The sequence below is a fragment of the Streptomyces sp. NPDC088745 genome (assembly GCF_044751045.1).
Classification (GTDB): domain Bacteria; phylum Actinomycetota; class Actinomycetes; order Streptomycetales; family Streptomycetaceae; genus Streptomyces; species Streptomyces cremeus.
Genome location: NZ_JBIVLB010000025.1, coordinates 20,258 through 33,627 on the forward strand (window position 1 = coordinate 20,258; position 13,370 = coordinate 33,627).

The following is a 13,370-nucleotide window of genomic DNA, read 5'->3' on the forward strand; positions in this document are numbered from 1 at the left end:
TTGCAATGGATTCCATTCGGTGCTTCACTCATGTCGTGCCGATCGAACGGCACCGACGAGGGCCCTGGGGCCTGAGTTGCTGTGGTCCGCCACGCTCGAAAGGGCGCGGCCCCGGGGCGTCTTGTCCACGCACACCGGGGCCGCTCGGCGGACTCCCCTGACAGACAGAGGAGTGATTCCGCGTGCGCACCACCATGCCCGAAAGCGTGCTTCACCTGCGAATCGGCGCGGCCGATTCCGCCAACGGAACCGTCCCGACCCGCCTCGACCTCTCCGCCGAGCTGGGCCTCGACGTCGACCTCGTCCTCGGCCCCATCGGTGGCGACGAGGACGAGCTCGACGAGCTCGCCCGCCTGTACGCGCTGGTCGACATGGCCGACTCGGGCCTCATCCCCCGCGACGCGACCCTCGACCTGATCGCCGGAATCGTCGAGGAGATCGAGCGCGAGGACGACCTCGACGGTTACGAGGCCGACGACTTCGCCGGGGGGTGGGCCGCGTGATCACCCGCCACTCCGCCGCCCGCGCCGCCCGCGCCCTCCTCGGCTCCGCCGACCGGCTGCACCCCGCCGCCCTCCTGGTCCTGGTCCTCGCCTTCGCGGGACTCGCCCAGCTCGCCGCGCCGCTCGTCGTGACCCTCCTCACCGCCCTGGTGACCGGGGCCAAGGCCGCCGCGCTCCTCGCCGGGGCCGCCGTCCTCGCCCGCCTCGCCGTCCGCGTGGCCGCGACGTTTCCCGGCCCCCGCACCGCCCCGCCGGCATCCCCGGCCGCGCCGGTCCCGCCCGCGGTCCCGTCGGTCCCGACACCCCGCACGGCCCGATGACCGCCGCCGCGTGCGCCCTGGTCGGCGCCGTCTCCGAGGAGACCCTCACCGCCCACGGCTTCACCCGCCGGACCGACGTCCACCAGGCCGCCCGGTGCGCCGAGCTCTGGGCCGTCGAGAACCGCCGCCGCGGTGACCGCGGGGCCCTCGACCGCCACCAGGACCAGGAGGCCACGCGATGACCGCCGCCGTCCGCCGCGTCCTCGTCGTCTCGGTCGCCGGTACCGCCGCCGCCGTCCACCACATCGCCACGTCGGCCGTGGTCCTCTTCCTGGCCGCTGACTGGTTCGTCGTCTCCGTGATCGCCGGACACGCCGGACAGGCCATCACCGCCGCCACCGTCGGGGTGCTCCTCGCCGCCGAGGGCATCCGCGCCGACCGGGTCGGCCGCCCCTTCCCCCACTGCCCCGTTTGCCCCCTCGTCCGCCGGGGCGCCCGTAAGGAGACAGCCAAGTGAGCACGTCGTACCGCGAGGAGCGCCGCCTCGACCGGAAGACCGAGCGCGAGGAGGACCGCCGCGACCGGCTCGCCGCCGCCGAGGCCACCCGCGTTCGGGAGCTCGCCGCCGCCGAGGCCACCCGCGTTCGGGAGGAGGCCCGCGCCGAGCAGCAGCGCAAGGACGAGGAGGCCCGGGAGGAGAAGGACCGCCGACTCCGCGCCGAGCGCAAGCGCGAGAAGGCCCGCCGCAAGGCCGAGCGGAAGAAGGCCCGCGCCGAGCTGTTCGCCAAGCTCGGCAACGAGGGTGACACCGTCGGCGCCCTGATCGTCATGGCGTGCGGCATCGTCCCCGCCCTGTACTTCCAGCTCCGCGCCCTCAACGGGGAAGACCTCCCCGGCATCATCAGCCTGTGCCTGGCCGTGATGCTGGAAGCCGGGGCCTGGGTCGCCACCGTGAGCGGCGAGCGCGCCAAGCGCGAGGGCCGCCCCGTCGGCCGCTTCCGGGTGGTCATGTGGGCGTGCGCCACCTTCGCCGCCGTCATCAACTACTCGCACGCACCTGGCCCGTCCGGCGGGTGGCTCGCCTGGGTCCTCGCCGCCGCCTCGTACGCCGGGGTGTTCTTCTGGGAGGTCCGCGGGTGGGGCCGCCACGGCACCAAGGCCACCCGCACCAAGGACCAGCGCAAGGAGGCCCGTCGCCGCCGCCGGCACGACCGCAAGCGCCGCCGCCGCTTCCCCGCCGTCTACACCCGGTACACCGACATTCTGACCGCGAACCCGTACGGCACCGTCGACACCGAGACGGCATGGCGGGACGCGTGGCGCGACACGCACGGCGCCGACCTCGCCGTCACGGCCGGTGTCGTCGCACACCGGGGCCTGGCAGACAAGGCACTCGCCGCAGCGCACGGCGTGGGGGTCGAAACCCTCGCCGTCGAGGAGCTCCTCGCCGACCTGTTCCCCGGCGACGGGGGCGACGACGGACCGCCCGCGCGGCGCTCCTCACGGGGCCCGAACGGTGGGCCGAGCAAGGGCGGTCGAAAGACGACAACCCTTGGGCGCAAAGGGAAGCAGGCAGTCGACCGCCTGACCGGACGGACCTCTCGGAAGGTCCCCGACAAGCCCCTCGACCCGGCCGACCTCGACCGTGTCCGCGCCCTCGCCGACCTCCTCGGCGGCGCCGCGAAGCTCTCCGTCAAGAACGTCCGCGAGGCCGTCGGCGGCGGTAACACCCGGTACGCGATGGCCCTCCGCGACGCGGTCAAGGCCGAGAGGAGCCGGACCCGATGAGTGCCTCGTTCACCCCGCCCCGGCTCCTGATCCTCGCCGCGCCCGCCGGCATCTACCCGACGATCACCCTCTCGCCCGAGACCGGGTGGACGTGGTCCGCCGTCGTCGGCGCCGTGATCTTCGCTCTCGTCCTGTTCGGCCCGGCCCTGATCCGGTCCGCCGCCCAGGCGTCCAAGGTCCGGGCCGCCACCAAGAAGGCCGAGGCCGAGGCCGCCGCCGCCAAGAAGGGGGGCAAGAAGTGAGCGCCCCCGAGAGCGTCTACCGGCAGATCGCCCGCGGGCTCGCCGCCGAGGCGGACCAGCACGCCGCCGACCGACACCCCCAGCTCGGACGCTGCGCCGCCGACCTCGGCCTCGTCTACCTCGAATTCGACGCCCACCCCCCGGCCAGCGAGCACGGGGTGAAGGCGTGGGAGGCCGCCGAGGCGGCCCGCGAGTCGCTCCAGTACGGGACGGCCGTCGGCTGCGGTTCCGACACCGCCCGCGCCCGCCTTCACCTCGCCCTCGACGCCCTCGCCCGCGAGCACGCGGCGCACTGATCCACCACCCGGGCCCGGCCGCCCCCTCCCCCCGGCGGCCGGGCCGACGGCCCACGCACTTGAGGAAGGAACCACCCCCATGAGCACCACCGAGACCGAGCACGGCGAGCGCGAGGCGCAGCTCGTCGACCTCACCGCCTACCAGGACCCCGAGACCCTCCTCCGCCTCGGCGAGCTCTCCCGGACCGCCGCACAGCAGACCGAGAACGGCGTCGCCGACCTGTTCACCGGCACGGTGCGACTGGACAAGGTCGAGGAGGCCCCGGCCGATGCCGGCACCTTCGAGCAGCTCGACGAGGACGAGCTCGACGAGGACGAGCGCGCATCCCTCGGCCTGCGACCGATCATCCCGCCGACGTTCCTCGACGCGGGCGTATGGCGGCAGCGCCGGGCGGTGTGGCTCAACTCGGCCGCCTTCCACGCCACCCGCAGCCCCGTCTACCTGTGGCGGTTCGTCAAGACGAGCGCCATCGGCGCCCGCGTCGGCGCGCGGGACGCCTGGTCGTACCTGTTCGCCACCGAGTACGGCGAGCTCGCCGACAAGGTCCGCCGTGCCAAGGCCGGGGCCGAGCACATCGCCGACCTGCGGGCCGACCGCCGCAAGGAGGCCAAGGCCCGGCGGAAGGAACCCGTCACGGTCTACGCCCTCACCGGCTGCACCTCCTACGCCGCGGCCGTCCTCGCCCTGGGGGAGACCTGGGGCCTGATCCTCACCGCCCCGGCCCTGATCCCGTTCTTCGGCCTCCTGTACGTCCTCGGACACCGTGAGCTCGCCCGCCGGGCGCCCGACGGATCGTTCGCGTTCCTCGACAGCACCGCGGGCGCCGACCACGACGGCCCGGTGACTGACGAGCGGATCACCAACGCCCTGCGCGAGATCAAGCTCCTGACGGCCGAGCAGGAGATCAAGCCCGTGGGCCTCGCCACCCGCGACGAGCTCGGCAACACGACGCTTGAGTTCAAGCTCCCGGCCAACGTCATTTGCAAGGCCCTCAAGAGCAAGTCCGAGCAGTTCGCCGGGGCCCTGGGCCTGTCGCTGGAGCGCATCGACCTGACGCAGGGCGAGACCCCGGCCGACGTCGTCCTCTGGGTGTCGGCGACGGTGCCGTTCTCCGGTGAGGCGCCCGTGTCCCCGCTGGTCGATGCCGAACGCTGGTCCATCTGGAACGGCGTCCCCTTCGCCTCGAACCGCAAGGGCCTGCGGAAGACCCTCCAACTCCTGTGGTCCTCAATGCTGTTCGGCGGTGCCCAGGGGTACGGCAAGACCTCGGCAATGCGGGTGCCGGCCGCCGCGGGCGCCCTCGACCCTCAGTGCCGGATGCTCCTCGCCGACTTCAAGGGCGGCGCGGACTGGGAGGAGCTCGAAAACATCGCGCACCGCGTGATCATCGGCGCCGACCCCGCGAGTGTCGACGAGTTCATTGAGCTCGTCGACGAGCTGATCGAGGAAATGGACACCCGCTTTGCCAAAATCCGGCGGATGCCCAAGGCCGAGCGCCCCGACATGCGTCTCACGCCCGCTATGGCAGAGGCGCACGGAATGCCCGTCCTCATGTTCCTGATCGACGAGATTCAAGAGGCGTTCGGCGTGGTCCTCGCCCGAAAGGACGGGTTGAAGGAGTTCGCCGCCCTCGTCGAGAAGCTCGCCCGCCTCATCCGGCGCGGCCGGGCCTGCGGCCTCATCATCGTGGCCGCCGCCCAGCGCCCGAGTGCGAAGTCGGTCCCGACGGACTTCCGCGACGTCATCCTCAAGCGGTACAGCGTGCACACCGTGGACGACACGTCGTCCGACATGATCCTCGGCGACGGACAGGCCAAGCGGGGGCACTCCGCCGCCGGACTGGGCCGGATCGGCGTCGGCATCCTCGCCGAGGAGGCCGGTTCCGAGAAGCTCCAAGTCGACCTGATCACCCCGCAGGAGTTCGAGGCCATCTGTGCCCGCGGCCGGGCCCTGCGGATCGAGGCCGGCACCCTCACCGGCTACGCCGCGTCGGGTCTCCTGACGGTGTCCGGCATCCTCGCCCAGATGCGCGCCGCGTTCGAGGCGGCCGGGGCCGAGGAGCTCGGCAGCACCGACATTGCCCGGCTCCTGCACAAGCAGGACCCGGCGGCCGACTGGGGACAGCGCGACGGCGAGACCGACAGGCAATGGTCGAGCCGCGTCGGTTCCCGCCTCGGCCGCGAGATCGAGCAGGCCCTCGACGGATCGGGCCGCACCCTCGCCCGCGTCAAGGTGACCACCCTCGCGGGCGCCGAGGGCCGCGGATTCCGCCGCACGGACCTGACGCTCGTACTCGGTGCATAACGGGATGAACCGACGTGTCCGGGAAGGTGTCCCCACTGCAAAACCGCAGGTGGGGACATGTCCCGGACGTGTCGGCCCCCCGGCCGGGGTGTCCCCAGTGGACACCCCGCCCAGGGGCCCGACACCCCCCTAGACACCGCCCAGACCTGCACAAACAGGGGCAAAGCCACCCCCCAGGACACCGCCCCGACACCCCGAAACCCCGCGCACAAGGAGTCGAGACCCGATGGACGTCACCGCCCGCACCGCCCCCGCCGAGCCGGTCCTCTACCGTCCCGAGCCCGTCGAGACGGCCGCACTGGCGACGACCCTCCCGTACCTGTCCCCGGTGCCCATCCCGGGCGCCGTCGAGGCCGTCACCCCCAACGGCGCCCGGGTGTGGCTCCTGGTCTCCAAGATCGAGCCCACCGGCCCGGCCGCCGCCCCCGCGGCCCCCCAGTCCGCGCCCGTCCCCGCCTGGGCCAAGACGACGGCGCTCCTGGCCCTCTCCCTGTCCGGCTCCTCGGTCCTCGGCGCCTACGCCCTCGGCCTGTTCGCCGAGGGCCTCGCCGCCCTCGTCGCCTCGCTCGTCCTCCTGGCGAAGTTCGCGTTCGTCCTCGCCCTCGTCCTGGGCCTGTTCGTCGTCGTCGTCAAGCGTCGTGCCGGCGGGGGGAGCGTCACCGCCGAGGCCACCAGTACCGCCACCGCCCGGGGCCTGTTCGCCAAGGCCACGGCCACCGCCACCGCAACCGCCATCGCCAAGAAGTAAGGAGACCCCGCCCATGAGTGCGATCAAGGTCCGCGGACCCCTCAAGATCGGAACCGACACCCTGCGGTGCCCCGGCCGGGGTGAACGCGACACCCCCCGCGAGCTCACCCTCATGTCGAACGGGAAGGCCGTCACCGCGACGTGCGGCCAGAAGCACAAGGGCGAGGACGGCGGGCGCCGCGCGCAGTGCTTCTTTCCCGTCGAGCAGCTCACCGCCGCGAACCTCGCCGTCCTCGCCCAGGGCAAGCCCGGCCGCTTCCGCCTGACCCTCACGGACGGGACCAAGGTCGAGGGCATCCTCGCCACCGTCGGCGCCGCCGCGGCCAATTCGACCGCCGCCCGCGCAGCCGCCGCCGCGGACGCCAAGAGCGGGAAGACCGGCCAGGCCGGGCCCGCCAAGCCCGCCGGTCGGGCCACGGGCGGGGCGATGACGGCCGCGTTCGGCGCCCTCGCCGCCGTGGCGGGCGCCGCCGGACAGATCGCCACCGCCGGGGCCTCGGCCGTCGAGTCGGCATCGAGCCTCGGCCGTGAGGGGATCGGCGTCGCCCGCGACGGCATCCGCGAGGCCGGGGCGTACGGCGAGCGCCGGCACGAACGCAAGATGCGCGGCGGCGGGGACGGCGGGGACGGCGGGGACGAGGACTGACGGCAGGAATCGAGCGCCCCCGGGGGCCGGGTGAATCGGCCTCCGGGGGCGCCGTCATGTCCGGTGCCTGCGGCGGGCTGAGGCCGACCTCGAACACCGGACGACACTTTCAAGTCAACTCACAGTTGGACTTGTACTTGAGATACAACTCGTGCCATGGTTGACCCACCGCAAGACACCGAAGGAGACGCACCCTTGAAGCTCACCGACGCACAGACCGAGGCCCTCCGCCTGATCCTCGACAACCCCCGCGGGGTCGTCGCATGGCTGCGCGGCGAGACCGGTTTCCTCAAGATCCACGGCAACACCGAGAGGCGGCTCCACTCGCTCGGCCTTGTCGAGGCCGTCAAGGTCGGCACGAACACCCGCGTCGTGGGTACCGAGCGCGTCGAGTACGACGTCACCGTGTGGACCCTCACCCGAGCCGGGTACGACGCCCTCGGCGTCGAGGCCCCGGCCGCCGAGGAGACCCCGGCCGCCGAGGAGGAGGTCCTCCTCCCCCTCCCCGAGCGCTTCCGCACGGCGTACGAGGCCGAGCTCGCCGAGACCCACGCCGACGCCGACAGCGCCCCGTACCGGCAGGTCTGGCAGCACGTCACCAGCGGACGCCCCGTCGCCCCTCGCTGGCTCCTCGGCCACCTCGCCGACGTCGCCGCGCTCCTGGCGGACCTCGTCGAGGAGTCCGAGGAGCACCCCAACACCCGCGCCACCCGCAGCCGCGGCGCCGCCGAGCTCCTCGACCTCCTCGCCCGCCACGGCGCCCGCCCCTGGCCCGCCGTCGGCCACGGTCTGCGCCCGTGGGGCGACGAGGCCCCGCACTGCGAGGACTGCGCCGGGCAGACCGGCCCCCGCCCCCCGGCCGCCGTCACCGCCGCCGAGGCCGCGGCCGACGAGGAGCGCACCGCCCGACGGACGGCGTACGAGGCCCGCCTCGCCGCCGAGCTGCGCAAGACCGAGGACGAGATCGCCGCCGAGTACGGCGATCACATGCGGACCGGCGCCGCCGTCGAGTGGACCAACCCCAGCAACGGAGAGGCGGCGTACGGAGTCGTCCAGTCGGTCTACCGCCGCCACAACGGCAAGGCCGCCGCGGACGTCGAGCTCCTCGGCCGCTCGGGCGGGTCCATCGACGCCGAGCAGCTCGGCCCGATCACCGGCCGGTGCGGCGCCGCCCTGCCCACCGACCCGACCCCCTGCGACGGCGCCCCGACCGTGACCGTGCTCGACTCCTCCAACGCCGGGGCCGAGGGCTGCGAGCGCCACGGCGCCCGCCTCCTCGCCATCCTCGACGGCGGCCGGGTGTACGCCCTGCCGACCGCCCCCGAGGGCGCCGCCCTGCGGGTCCACCGGTCCGCCGGGACCGCCCGCCCCGCCGTACGCGTGACCAGCCTGCGGGAGCTCGTCACGACGGCCCCGGCCCCCGTCTTCCGCCCCTTCCCGCGCTTCACGCTCGAACCCGGCTGGGTCGACGTGGACGTTCCCGGCTGGGAGCTCAAGGGCGACAAGGAGTCCGGCGAGTACCTGAGCGACTGTCACGAGACCTTCCGGCCGGACGACTCGAACGCGGATATCGAGGCCGCCATGGAGTGGGCCGAGCAGCTCATCGGCGCCCGGCAGGAGTGGGCCCACGTCCGCGAACGCGGCTTCGACCGGTGGGAGGCCGGCACCCGCGGCTGACCCCACCGCACACCGCAGTACCGGGCCCCGCTGGGTGAATCACCGGGGCCCGGCCCGACCCCCAGAGAGGAACCACCACAGTGAAGACCGAGACCCGAAACAACGTGGTCCACACGATCCCGCTCGGGACCGCCCGCCTTCGCCTCCTGGCCCTCGGCCTCGTCCGCACGGCCGTCCCGGCGCTCGCCGCCGTCGTCGCCGCGTGGGCCGTCGAGCCGCAGCTCAACGCCGACGGGTTCGCCCGCGTCGCGTACCTCGTCCTCGTCGCCGTCATCGCCCTGTCGGCCGTCGACAACGCCCTCGTGAACGCCACCGAGCGCGCCTACCGCCGGGCGTACGGCCGTGTCCACGGGCCGCGCACCTGGTCCTGCGAGGACTGCGGGCGCCTGATCACGGCCCGGGAGTGGACGCCGTTCGACGCCGCCGCGTTCGAGACCCACCTCGCCGACCCGCGCGCCCACGGCTGCACCCACAGCTGACCCGCCGGCACTTCCCGGGGGCCTCGCCCGAGGCCCCCGACACCGCCCAACTCCGAGAGGAAACAGCCGACATGACCGTCAACCGTGGTGCCGCCTTCCCCGCCGTGTACGCCCTCCTGCGCGTGGCCGCCGACGTCGCCGACCACTGGGTACAGAGCGACCACCAGGCGCAGCACAAGGCCAAGCCCGGTGCCGAGGGGCACAAGGCCCTCGCGGGACACGTCGCCTCGTATGCCGCCACGCAGGCCGCCGCGCTCCTCGTCGGGAACCGCGTCCTCGGCCTCGGCCTGCGCCCCCGCAGCATGGCCGCCGCGCTCGCCCTGTCCGCGAGCACGCACTACCTGATTGACCGCCGCTGGCCGGTCCGCAAGGCGGCCGAGGCCACCGGGAAGGCCGCGTTCTACGAGCTCGGCGGCCCCCTCGGCGGTGCGTACCGGCTGGACCAGGCGACACACCACCTCGCCGAGGGATTCGCCGCGTACCTCGCCGTCCGCGACTGACTCGACCCGCTCGACCGCCGGGCGGCGCCGCCGCCCGGCATCCCTCGAACACCGAACCGCACTTTCAAGTCAACTCACAGTTGGACTTGTACTTGAGATGCAACTCGTGCCATGGTTGACCCACCGCACCACACCGAAGGAAGGGACCGCCCCGCATGAACAACGAGATCACCACCCGCGACATGACTCCCGAGACGACGTTCACCGCTTCGGCCACCGGCCCCGTCCTCGCCGATGTCACCTGCCCCGACGGCACGGTTACCGTCACCGTCGACCCCGCCGCGACCGTCGCCCGCGTCCGCGTCTTCACCGAGGACGGCCCCGACTCCCCGGCCGCCGACGCCGCCCGGGGCGCCCGCATCCAGCAGAACGCCGAACGCCTGGTCGTCGTCGTCCCCAAGGTCAAGCAGAACGGCGCGAACTTCGGCGGCAACACCTTCCAGTCGTTCGGCGGCGGCGTGACCTACATCAACGGCGTGCGGTACAGCGGCAACGTGACCGTGGTCAACGGACAGGTCATCGGGGGCGGCGCGCAGGGCCTCACGCGCGGTGTCGAGGTGCACGTCACCGTGCCCGCCGGTTCCGGTGTCCAGTACAGCGGCGAGAACGGCAGTCTTCACACGTACGGCACCGTCGCCGCCATTCGGGCCGAGTCCAGCAACGGCAGCATCAAGGCCGAGACCGTCGGCCGCATCGAGGCCGAGGCGGGCAACGGGTCGATCAAGGTCGGCACCGTCACCGAGTGGATCGACGCCGACGCGAGCAACGGCTCGGTCAAGGTTGACAACCACATCGGCAACGCGGCCCGCGTCCGCGCAGGGAACGGCTCGGTCAACTTCACCGTCGGCGCCAAGGCCACCGGCCGCATCGACATCAAGGCGGGCAACGGCACGGTCAAGCTCTACGGCGTGCGCGGCCGTGACGACCTCGACGTTCGGGCCACGGCCGGCAACGGCAGCGTCAAGAAGTTCTGACCGCACGACAGCACCCCCGGCCGGGGCGGGACTCCCGCCCCGGCCGTTCGCATCCCAGAGAGAGGGTTTCACCATGACCGCCGATACTGGCCCCGGCCCCCGCGGGCTGGACCTGTACCGCCAACTCGCCGACCTACAGCACGAGTCCGACCGGCTGCGCGTCGCCGCGGCGGCGCGCATGGCGTTCGAGGACGTCGTCGCCCGACACAACGAGATCGGGTGGAAGGACGGCGTCGACCCGCGCGAGGCCGAGGCGATCCGGGAGGAGGCGGCCGAGTACCTCAGTGGCCGCAGGCCCGTTCCGCTGCCGATCTCCTCGGCCGAACTGATCGCCCACGCCCGCCGCCGGATCGAGGTACTCGGCCGCCTCGTCGAGGCCGGGGTCGAGGAGGCCGCCGAAGGTATCGCCGGGGCCGAGGCCGAGCTCGCCGACGAGCTGCGCAAGGTCGAGGCCGCCGGGTGCGTGTTCTGCTCCATCGCGGCCGGGATCGCACCGGCCACCGTCGTACGGGACTGGGGGGACGTCCTCGCCATCCGGCCGCGCGGCGGGGTCAACGAGGGGCACCTCCTCGTCATCCCCCGGACCCACGTCGAGAACGCCGGCACCGACCCGAAGGCGTCCGGCCGCGTCATGGAGTGCGCCGCGGAACTGATGGCCGAGCACCCGGCCGCGAACATCATCACTTCCAAGGGTGCCGAGGCGACACAGACCGTCTACCACCTGCACATGCACGTCGTGCCCCGCGCGGCCGAGGACGGCCTCCCGCTCCCGTGGACCCCGCAGCAGACGGCCGCCGCCGCGCGACAGACCGAGGGGGAGAAGTGACCGTAACCGTGGTGTGGGCCCGCGAGCCCATCCCGACGAGCGGCCCGTCCGTGTTCCTCGCCGGGCCGACACCCCGCCTCGGCGGCGACGTCGAGTCCTGGCGCCCGGCCGCCGTCGAGGCCCTCGCCGAACAGTGGACCGGCCCCGAGATCCTCACCGTCCTGACGCCGGAATCCCGAGGAGGCAAGCGCGCCGCCCACTATGACGATCAAGTCGGATGGGAGACCGCCGCCCGACAGGCTGCGACCGCCGTCCTGTTCTGGATTCCCCGTGACCTTGCCGCGCTGCCAGGGTTCACGACCAACGTCGAGTTCGGCCTCGACATCGGCACCGGCCGCGCCGTCCTCGGCTGCCCGCCGGACTGTCCCAACCCCGAGCGCAACAGGTACTTGATCTATGTCGCCCGCCGCCACGGCGCACCCGTGTGCGAGACGCTGCCGGACACCGTCGCCGCGGCCCTCGCCCTCGTTCGGGCCCAGCCCGCGCGGGACGACTCGGAACCCGAGCCTGAGAGCATCCGCTACACCGCCGATGTGGTCGCAATGACGCCGTCCGGCGATGTGTTGCTCATCGAGCGAGGGTGGCCGCCGCATGAGGGGTCGTGGGCACTGCCGGGCGGCCATGTGGACCAGGGCGAGACGAGCCGCGCGGCAGCGGCCCGGGAGCTGGCCGAGGAAACCGGCGTCCACGTCCCGGCCGCTGACCTGCGGGAGATCGGAGTCTTTGACCGACCCGACCGTGACCCGCGCGGCCGATACGTCACCACGGCCTATCTCGCCATCGTCCCCGCCGGCACCCCGTTCGCCGCCGGGGACGACGCCCGCACGGCCCGTTGGTGGCCCGCCTCCAACCTGCCGCCGCTGGCCTTCGATCACGCCGAGATCCTCGACCGGATCACCACCGACCCCGAGTTTCCGGCCGCGGCCGACATGCTCATGGTTGACCTGAGCGGCGAGCGGGGCGGCCCGCTCCCGGACGGCATCGCCTGAACGTAGGCACCCATGCGGGAGCGCGCGGCGAGGGGTCACCCTCGCCGCGCGTTTTCCTGTCACTGGGGCATGGCAGTCTTACCGGCGACGACGTGAAGGGGGGCCGGATGGCACACAACCTTGACCAGGACCGCCGGGCGGCGGGCGGGTTCTTCACCGGGGCCGTGGTGTGTGTCGTGCTCGCCGCCGGAACCGGCAGCACCGGCCCCGTGTGGTTCGCGGCCGGAATGCTGATCAGCTCCCTGATGTACTTCCGGCGGACGATGCCGCGGCGGCCTTACGCCTACTGGCCCGCCTGGGTAGTCGGCGCGACGCTCGCCCTCCTCCTCGCCTGGGCCCAACCCGGAGCGTCACGCCTGGGCCTGCTACCCCTCGCCGGGGTCGAGGCCCTCGTCGCCCTGGTCCTCGCGCTCCTCTGGTTCCGGCGCCGCAACGGGCGCGGCGACTGGATCGTGTGGCTACCCGAGGAGGAGCTCCTCCTACGCCGAGAGTGGTCCCGCCGGGATGCGATCCGGTGGGCCGAGGACGACTACCGCAAGCCGTGCGCCATCAGCCCGTTGGATGACTTCCCGCACATGGCGAGTGAGGCCCCGCTCTACCCGGAGCGCGACCGCCCGTTGTACCGGTCCCCACGTCTGGGGGGCCAGACCTGACGCCGCACACGGAAGCGCCCGGCCCCGAGGAGGGGCCGGGCGCTTCCGTGTCGAGGGCGGGGGAGAGGGGCGGCCTACATGCGGCCCCCGCTCGCACGTCGGGCCCGCTGATCGGCCAGGGCCGCGCGGACGGCACGCGCGTGATCGACTCCGATCCGCAGCCGCTCGGCACGCTCCCACAGCTCGTGTCGCCGTCCATCGGGTATTCGCAGCTCGTCGAGCAGCCGCTCGCCGCCGGTCCTCATTTCCATGCGCCCGGCTCCATCAGGGCGTATCCCCACTGGGCCGCCCGAAAGCGAAGGTGTCCGGTGTCGCGGGTGTGCTCGGCCATCCACCGCGCGAGCTCCTCCCCGTCCGGGAGGAGCCCCGAGTCCGCGCCACACTCGGTGTCGTCGCCGGACACGCACACCGCCTGATGATCCGGCAGGCCCAAGGGGTCCGGGGTGATCTTGTACTCGCGGAACCGGTAGACCGCCCTCGTCAC

The 13,370-nt window shown here is 73.2% G+C and carries 19 protein-coding genes and 1 pseudogene; 18 read left to right on the forward strand and 2 right to left on the reverse strand.

Annotated features, from left to right (window positions below; all coding sequences use genetic code 11):
* Nucleotides 1-182 precede the first annotated feature (182 nt).
* The 18 genes and pseudogenes from ACIP93_RS36495 to ACIP93_RS36580 all read left to right on the forward strand — a co-directional run bounded on the left by ACIP93_RS36495 (nucleotide 183) and on the right by ACIP93_RS36580 (nucleotide 12,886).
* Entirely contained in the window at nucleotides 183-503 is a 321-nt protein-coding gene (locus ACIP93_RS36495; protein ID WP_366392651.1) for a hypothetical protein, read from the forward strand.
* The gene (locus ACIP93_RS36500; RefSeq protein WP_158689621.1) at nucleotides 500-823 is read left to right on the forward strand and encodes a hypothetical protein; all 324 of its coding nucleotides are present in this window, start codon (nucleotides 500-502) and stop codon (nucleotides 821-823) included. The genes ACIP93_RS36495 and ACIP93_RS36500 overlap by 4 nt, the downstream gene beginning before the upstream one ends.
* The gene (locus tag ACIP93_RS36505) at nucleotides 820-1,005 is read left to right on the forward strand and encodes a hypothetical protein (protein WP_023543971.1); all 186 of its coding nucleotides are present in this window, start codon (nucleotides 820-822) and stop codon (nucleotides 1,003-1,005) included. The genes ACIP93_RS36500 and ACIP93_RS36505 overlap by 4 nt, the downstream gene beginning before the upstream one ends.
* Nucleotides 1,002-1,280 carry a hypothetical protein gene (locus ACIP93_RS36510; protein ID WP_023543972.1) on the forward strand — a complete coding sequence of 93 codons (279 nt, stop codon included), beginning with the start codon at nucleotides 1,002-1,004 and terminating at the stop codon, nucleotides 1,278-1,280. The genes ACIP93_RS36505 and ACIP93_RS36510 overlap by 4 nt, the downstream gene beginning before the upstream one ends.
* The gene (locus ACIP93_RS36515) at nucleotides 1,277-2,551 is read left to right on the forward strand and encodes a hypothetical protein (RefSeq protein ID WP_366392650.1); all 1,275 of its coding nucleotides are present in this window, start codon (nucleotides 1,277-1,279) and stop codon (nucleotides 2,549-2,551) included. The genes ACIP93_RS36510 and ACIP93_RS36515 overlap by 4 nt, the downstream gene beginning before the upstream one ends.
* The gene (locus tag ACIP93_RS36520; protein ID WP_366392649.1) at nucleotides 2,548-2,793 is read left to right on the forward strand and encodes a hypothetical protein; all 246 of its coding nucleotides are present in this window, start codon (nucleotides 2,548-2,550) and stop codon (nucleotides 2,791-2,793) included. The genes ACIP93_RS36515 and ACIP93_RS36520 overlap by 4 nt, the downstream gene beginning before the upstream one ends.
* Nucleotides 2,790-3,089, forward strand: a complete 300-nt coding sequence (locus ACIP93_RS36525; protein ID WP_023543975.1) for a hypothetical protein — start codon at nucleotides 2,790-2,792, stop codon at nucleotides 3,087-3,089. The genes ACIP93_RS36520 and ACIP93_RS36525 overlap by 4 nt, the downstream gene beginning before the upstream one ends.
* Nucleotides 3,090-3,168: 79 nt before the next feature.
* Nucleotides 3,169-5,394, forward strand: coding sequence for an FtsK/SpoIIIE domain-containing protein (locus tag ACIP93_RS36530; RefSeq protein ID WP_366392648.1), 2,226 nt, complete (start codon nucleotides 3,169-3,171; stop codon nucleotides 5,392-5,394).
* A 226-nt stretch (nucleotides 5,395-5,620) separates the two neighbouring features.
* Nucleotides 5,621-6,142, forward strand: a complete 522-nt coding sequence (locus tag ACIP93_RS36535; protein WP_366392647.1) for a hypothetical protein — start codon at nucleotides 5,621-5,623, stop codon at nucleotides 6,140-6,142.
* Nucleotides 6,143-6,155: 13 nt separating this feature from the next.
* Nucleotides 6,156-6,788 (forward strand): hypothetical protein, encoded by a 633-nt coding sequence (locus ACIP93_RS36540; RefSeq protein WP_366392646.1) that lies wholly within the window; start codon nucleotides 6,156-6,158, stop codon nucleotides 6,786-6,788.
* 195 nt (nucleotides 6,789-6,983) lie between these two features.
* On the forward strand, nucleotides 6,984-8,465 hold the full coding sequence (locus ACIP93_RS36545) for a hypothetical protein (RefSeq protein WP_366392645.1): 1,482 nt from the start codon (nucleotides 6,984-6,986) through the stop codon (nucleotides 8,463-8,465).
* A gap of 80 nt (nucleotides 8,466-8,545) precedes the next feature.
* Nucleotides 8,546-8,944, forward strand: coding sequence for a hypothetical protein (locus tag ACIP93_RS36550; RefSeq protein WP_023543980.1), 399 nt, complete (start codon nucleotides 8,546-8,548; stop codon nucleotides 8,942-8,944).
* Nucleotides 8,945-9,015: 71 nt separating this feature from the next.
* On the forward strand, nucleotides 9,016-9,444 hold the full coding sequence (locus tag ACIP93_RS36555) for a hypothetical protein (RefSeq protein ID WP_023543981.1): 429 nt from the start codon (nucleotides 9,016-9,018) through the stop codon (nucleotides 9,442-9,444).
* Nucleotides 9,445-9,599: 155 nt separating this feature from the next.
* Nucleotides 9,600-10,418: a hypothetical protein gene (locus ACIP93_RS36560; RefSeq protein ID WP_366392644.1), complete on the forward strand. Its 819-nt coding sequence runs from the start codon at nucleotides 9,600-9,602 to the stop codon at nucleotides 10,416-10,418.
* Between the two features lie 73 nt (nucleotides 10,419-10,491).
* Nucleotides 10,492-11,244: an HIT domain-containing protein gene (locus ACIP93_RS36565; protein WP_366392643.1), complete on the forward strand. Its 753-nt coding sequence runs from the start codon at nucleotides 10,492-10,494 to the stop codon at nucleotides 11,242-11,244.
* A 50-nt stretch (nucleotides 11,245-11,294) separates the two neighbouring features.
* A pseudogene (locus tag ACIP93_RS36570) lies at nucleotides 11,295-11,594 on the forward strand (nucleoside 2-deoxyribosyltransferase domain-containing protein); the annotation flags it as partial.
* A 165-nt stretch (nucleotides 11,595-11,759) separates the two neighbouring features.
* On the forward strand, nucleotides 11,760-12,233 hold the full coding sequence (locus tag ACIP93_RS36575; protein ID WP_366392660.1) for an NUDIX hydrolase: 474 nt from the start codon (nucleotides 11,760-11,762) through the stop codon (nucleotides 12,231-12,233).
* Nucleotides 12,234-12,340: 107 nt separating this feature from the next.
* Complete coding sequence (locus ACIP93_RS36580) at nucleotides 12,341-12,886, forward strand: hypothetical protein (protein ID WP_366392642.1); 546 nt, start codon at nucleotides 12,341-12,343, stop codon at nucleotides 12,884-12,886.
* Between the two features lie 74 nt (nucleotides 12,887-12,960).
* On the opposite strand, the gene ACIP93_RS36585 is transcribed toward ACIP93_RS36580, so the two are convergent.
* Both ACIP93_RS36585 and ACIP93_RS36590 read right to left on the reverse strand, forming a co-directional pair.
* Nucleotides 12,961-13,137, reverse strand: a complete 177-nt coding sequence (locus tag ACIP93_RS36585) for a hypothetical protein (RefSeq protein WP_366392641.1) — start codon at nucleotides 13,135-13,137, stop codon at nucleotides 12,961-12,963.
* Nucleotides 13,128-13,370 (reverse strand): hypothetical protein, encoded by a 243-nt coding sequence (locus ACIP93_RS36590; protein ID WP_366392640.1) that lies wholly within the window; start codon nucleotides 13,368-13,370, stop codon nucleotides 13,128-13,130. The genes ACIP93_RS36585 and ACIP93_RS36590 overlap by 10 nt, the downstream gene beginning before the upstream one ends.

Bases quoted from the DNA above. Each gene is read 5' to 3' on its own strand.
- ACIP93_RS36520 (WP_366392649.1), top strand. From the start codon at position 2,548: ATGAGTGCCTCGTTCACCCCGCCCCGGCTCCTGATCCTCGCCGCGCCC.
- ACIP93_RS36510 (WP_023543972.1), top strand. From the start codon at position 1,002: ATGACCGCCGCCGTCCGCCGCGTCCTCGTCGTCTCGGTCGCCGGTACC.
- ACIP93_RS36535 (WP_366392647.1), top strand. From the start codon at position 5,621: ATGGACGTCACCGCCCGCACCGCCCCCGCCGAGCCGGTCCTCTACCGT.
- ACIP93_RS36555 (WP_023543981.1), top strand. From the start codon at position 9,016: ATGACCGTCAACCGTGGTGCCGCCTTCCCCGCCGTGTACGCCCTCCTG.
- ACIP93_RS36585 (WP_366392641.1), bottom strand. From the start codon at position 13,137: ATGGAAATGAGGACCGGCGGCGAGCGGCTGCTCGACGAGCTGCGAATA.
- ACIP93_RS36580 (WP_366392642.1), top strand. From the start codon at position 12,341: ATGGCACACAACCTTGACCAGGACCGCCGGGCGGCGGGCGGGTTCTTC.
- ACIP93_RS36540 (WP_366392646.1), top strand. From the start codon at position 6,156: ATGAGTGCGATCAAGGTCCGCGGACCCCTCAAGATCGGAACCGACACC.
- ACIP93_RS36565 (WP_366392643.1), top strand. From the start codon at position 10,492: ATGACCGCCGATACTGGCCCCGGCCCCCGCGGGCTGGACCTGTACCGC.
- ACIP93_RS36560 (WP_366392644.1), top strand. From the start codon at position 9,600: ATGAACAACGAGATCACCACCCGCGACATGACTCCCGAGACGACGTTC.
- ACIP93_RS36530 (WP_366392648.1), top strand. From the start codon at position 3,169: ATGAGCACCACCGAGACCGAGCACGGCGAGCGCGAGGCGCAGCTCGTC.
- ACIP93_RS36505 (WP_023543971.1), top strand. From the start codon at position 820: ATGACCGCCGCCGCGTGCGCCCTGGTCGGCGCCGTCTCCGAGGAGACC.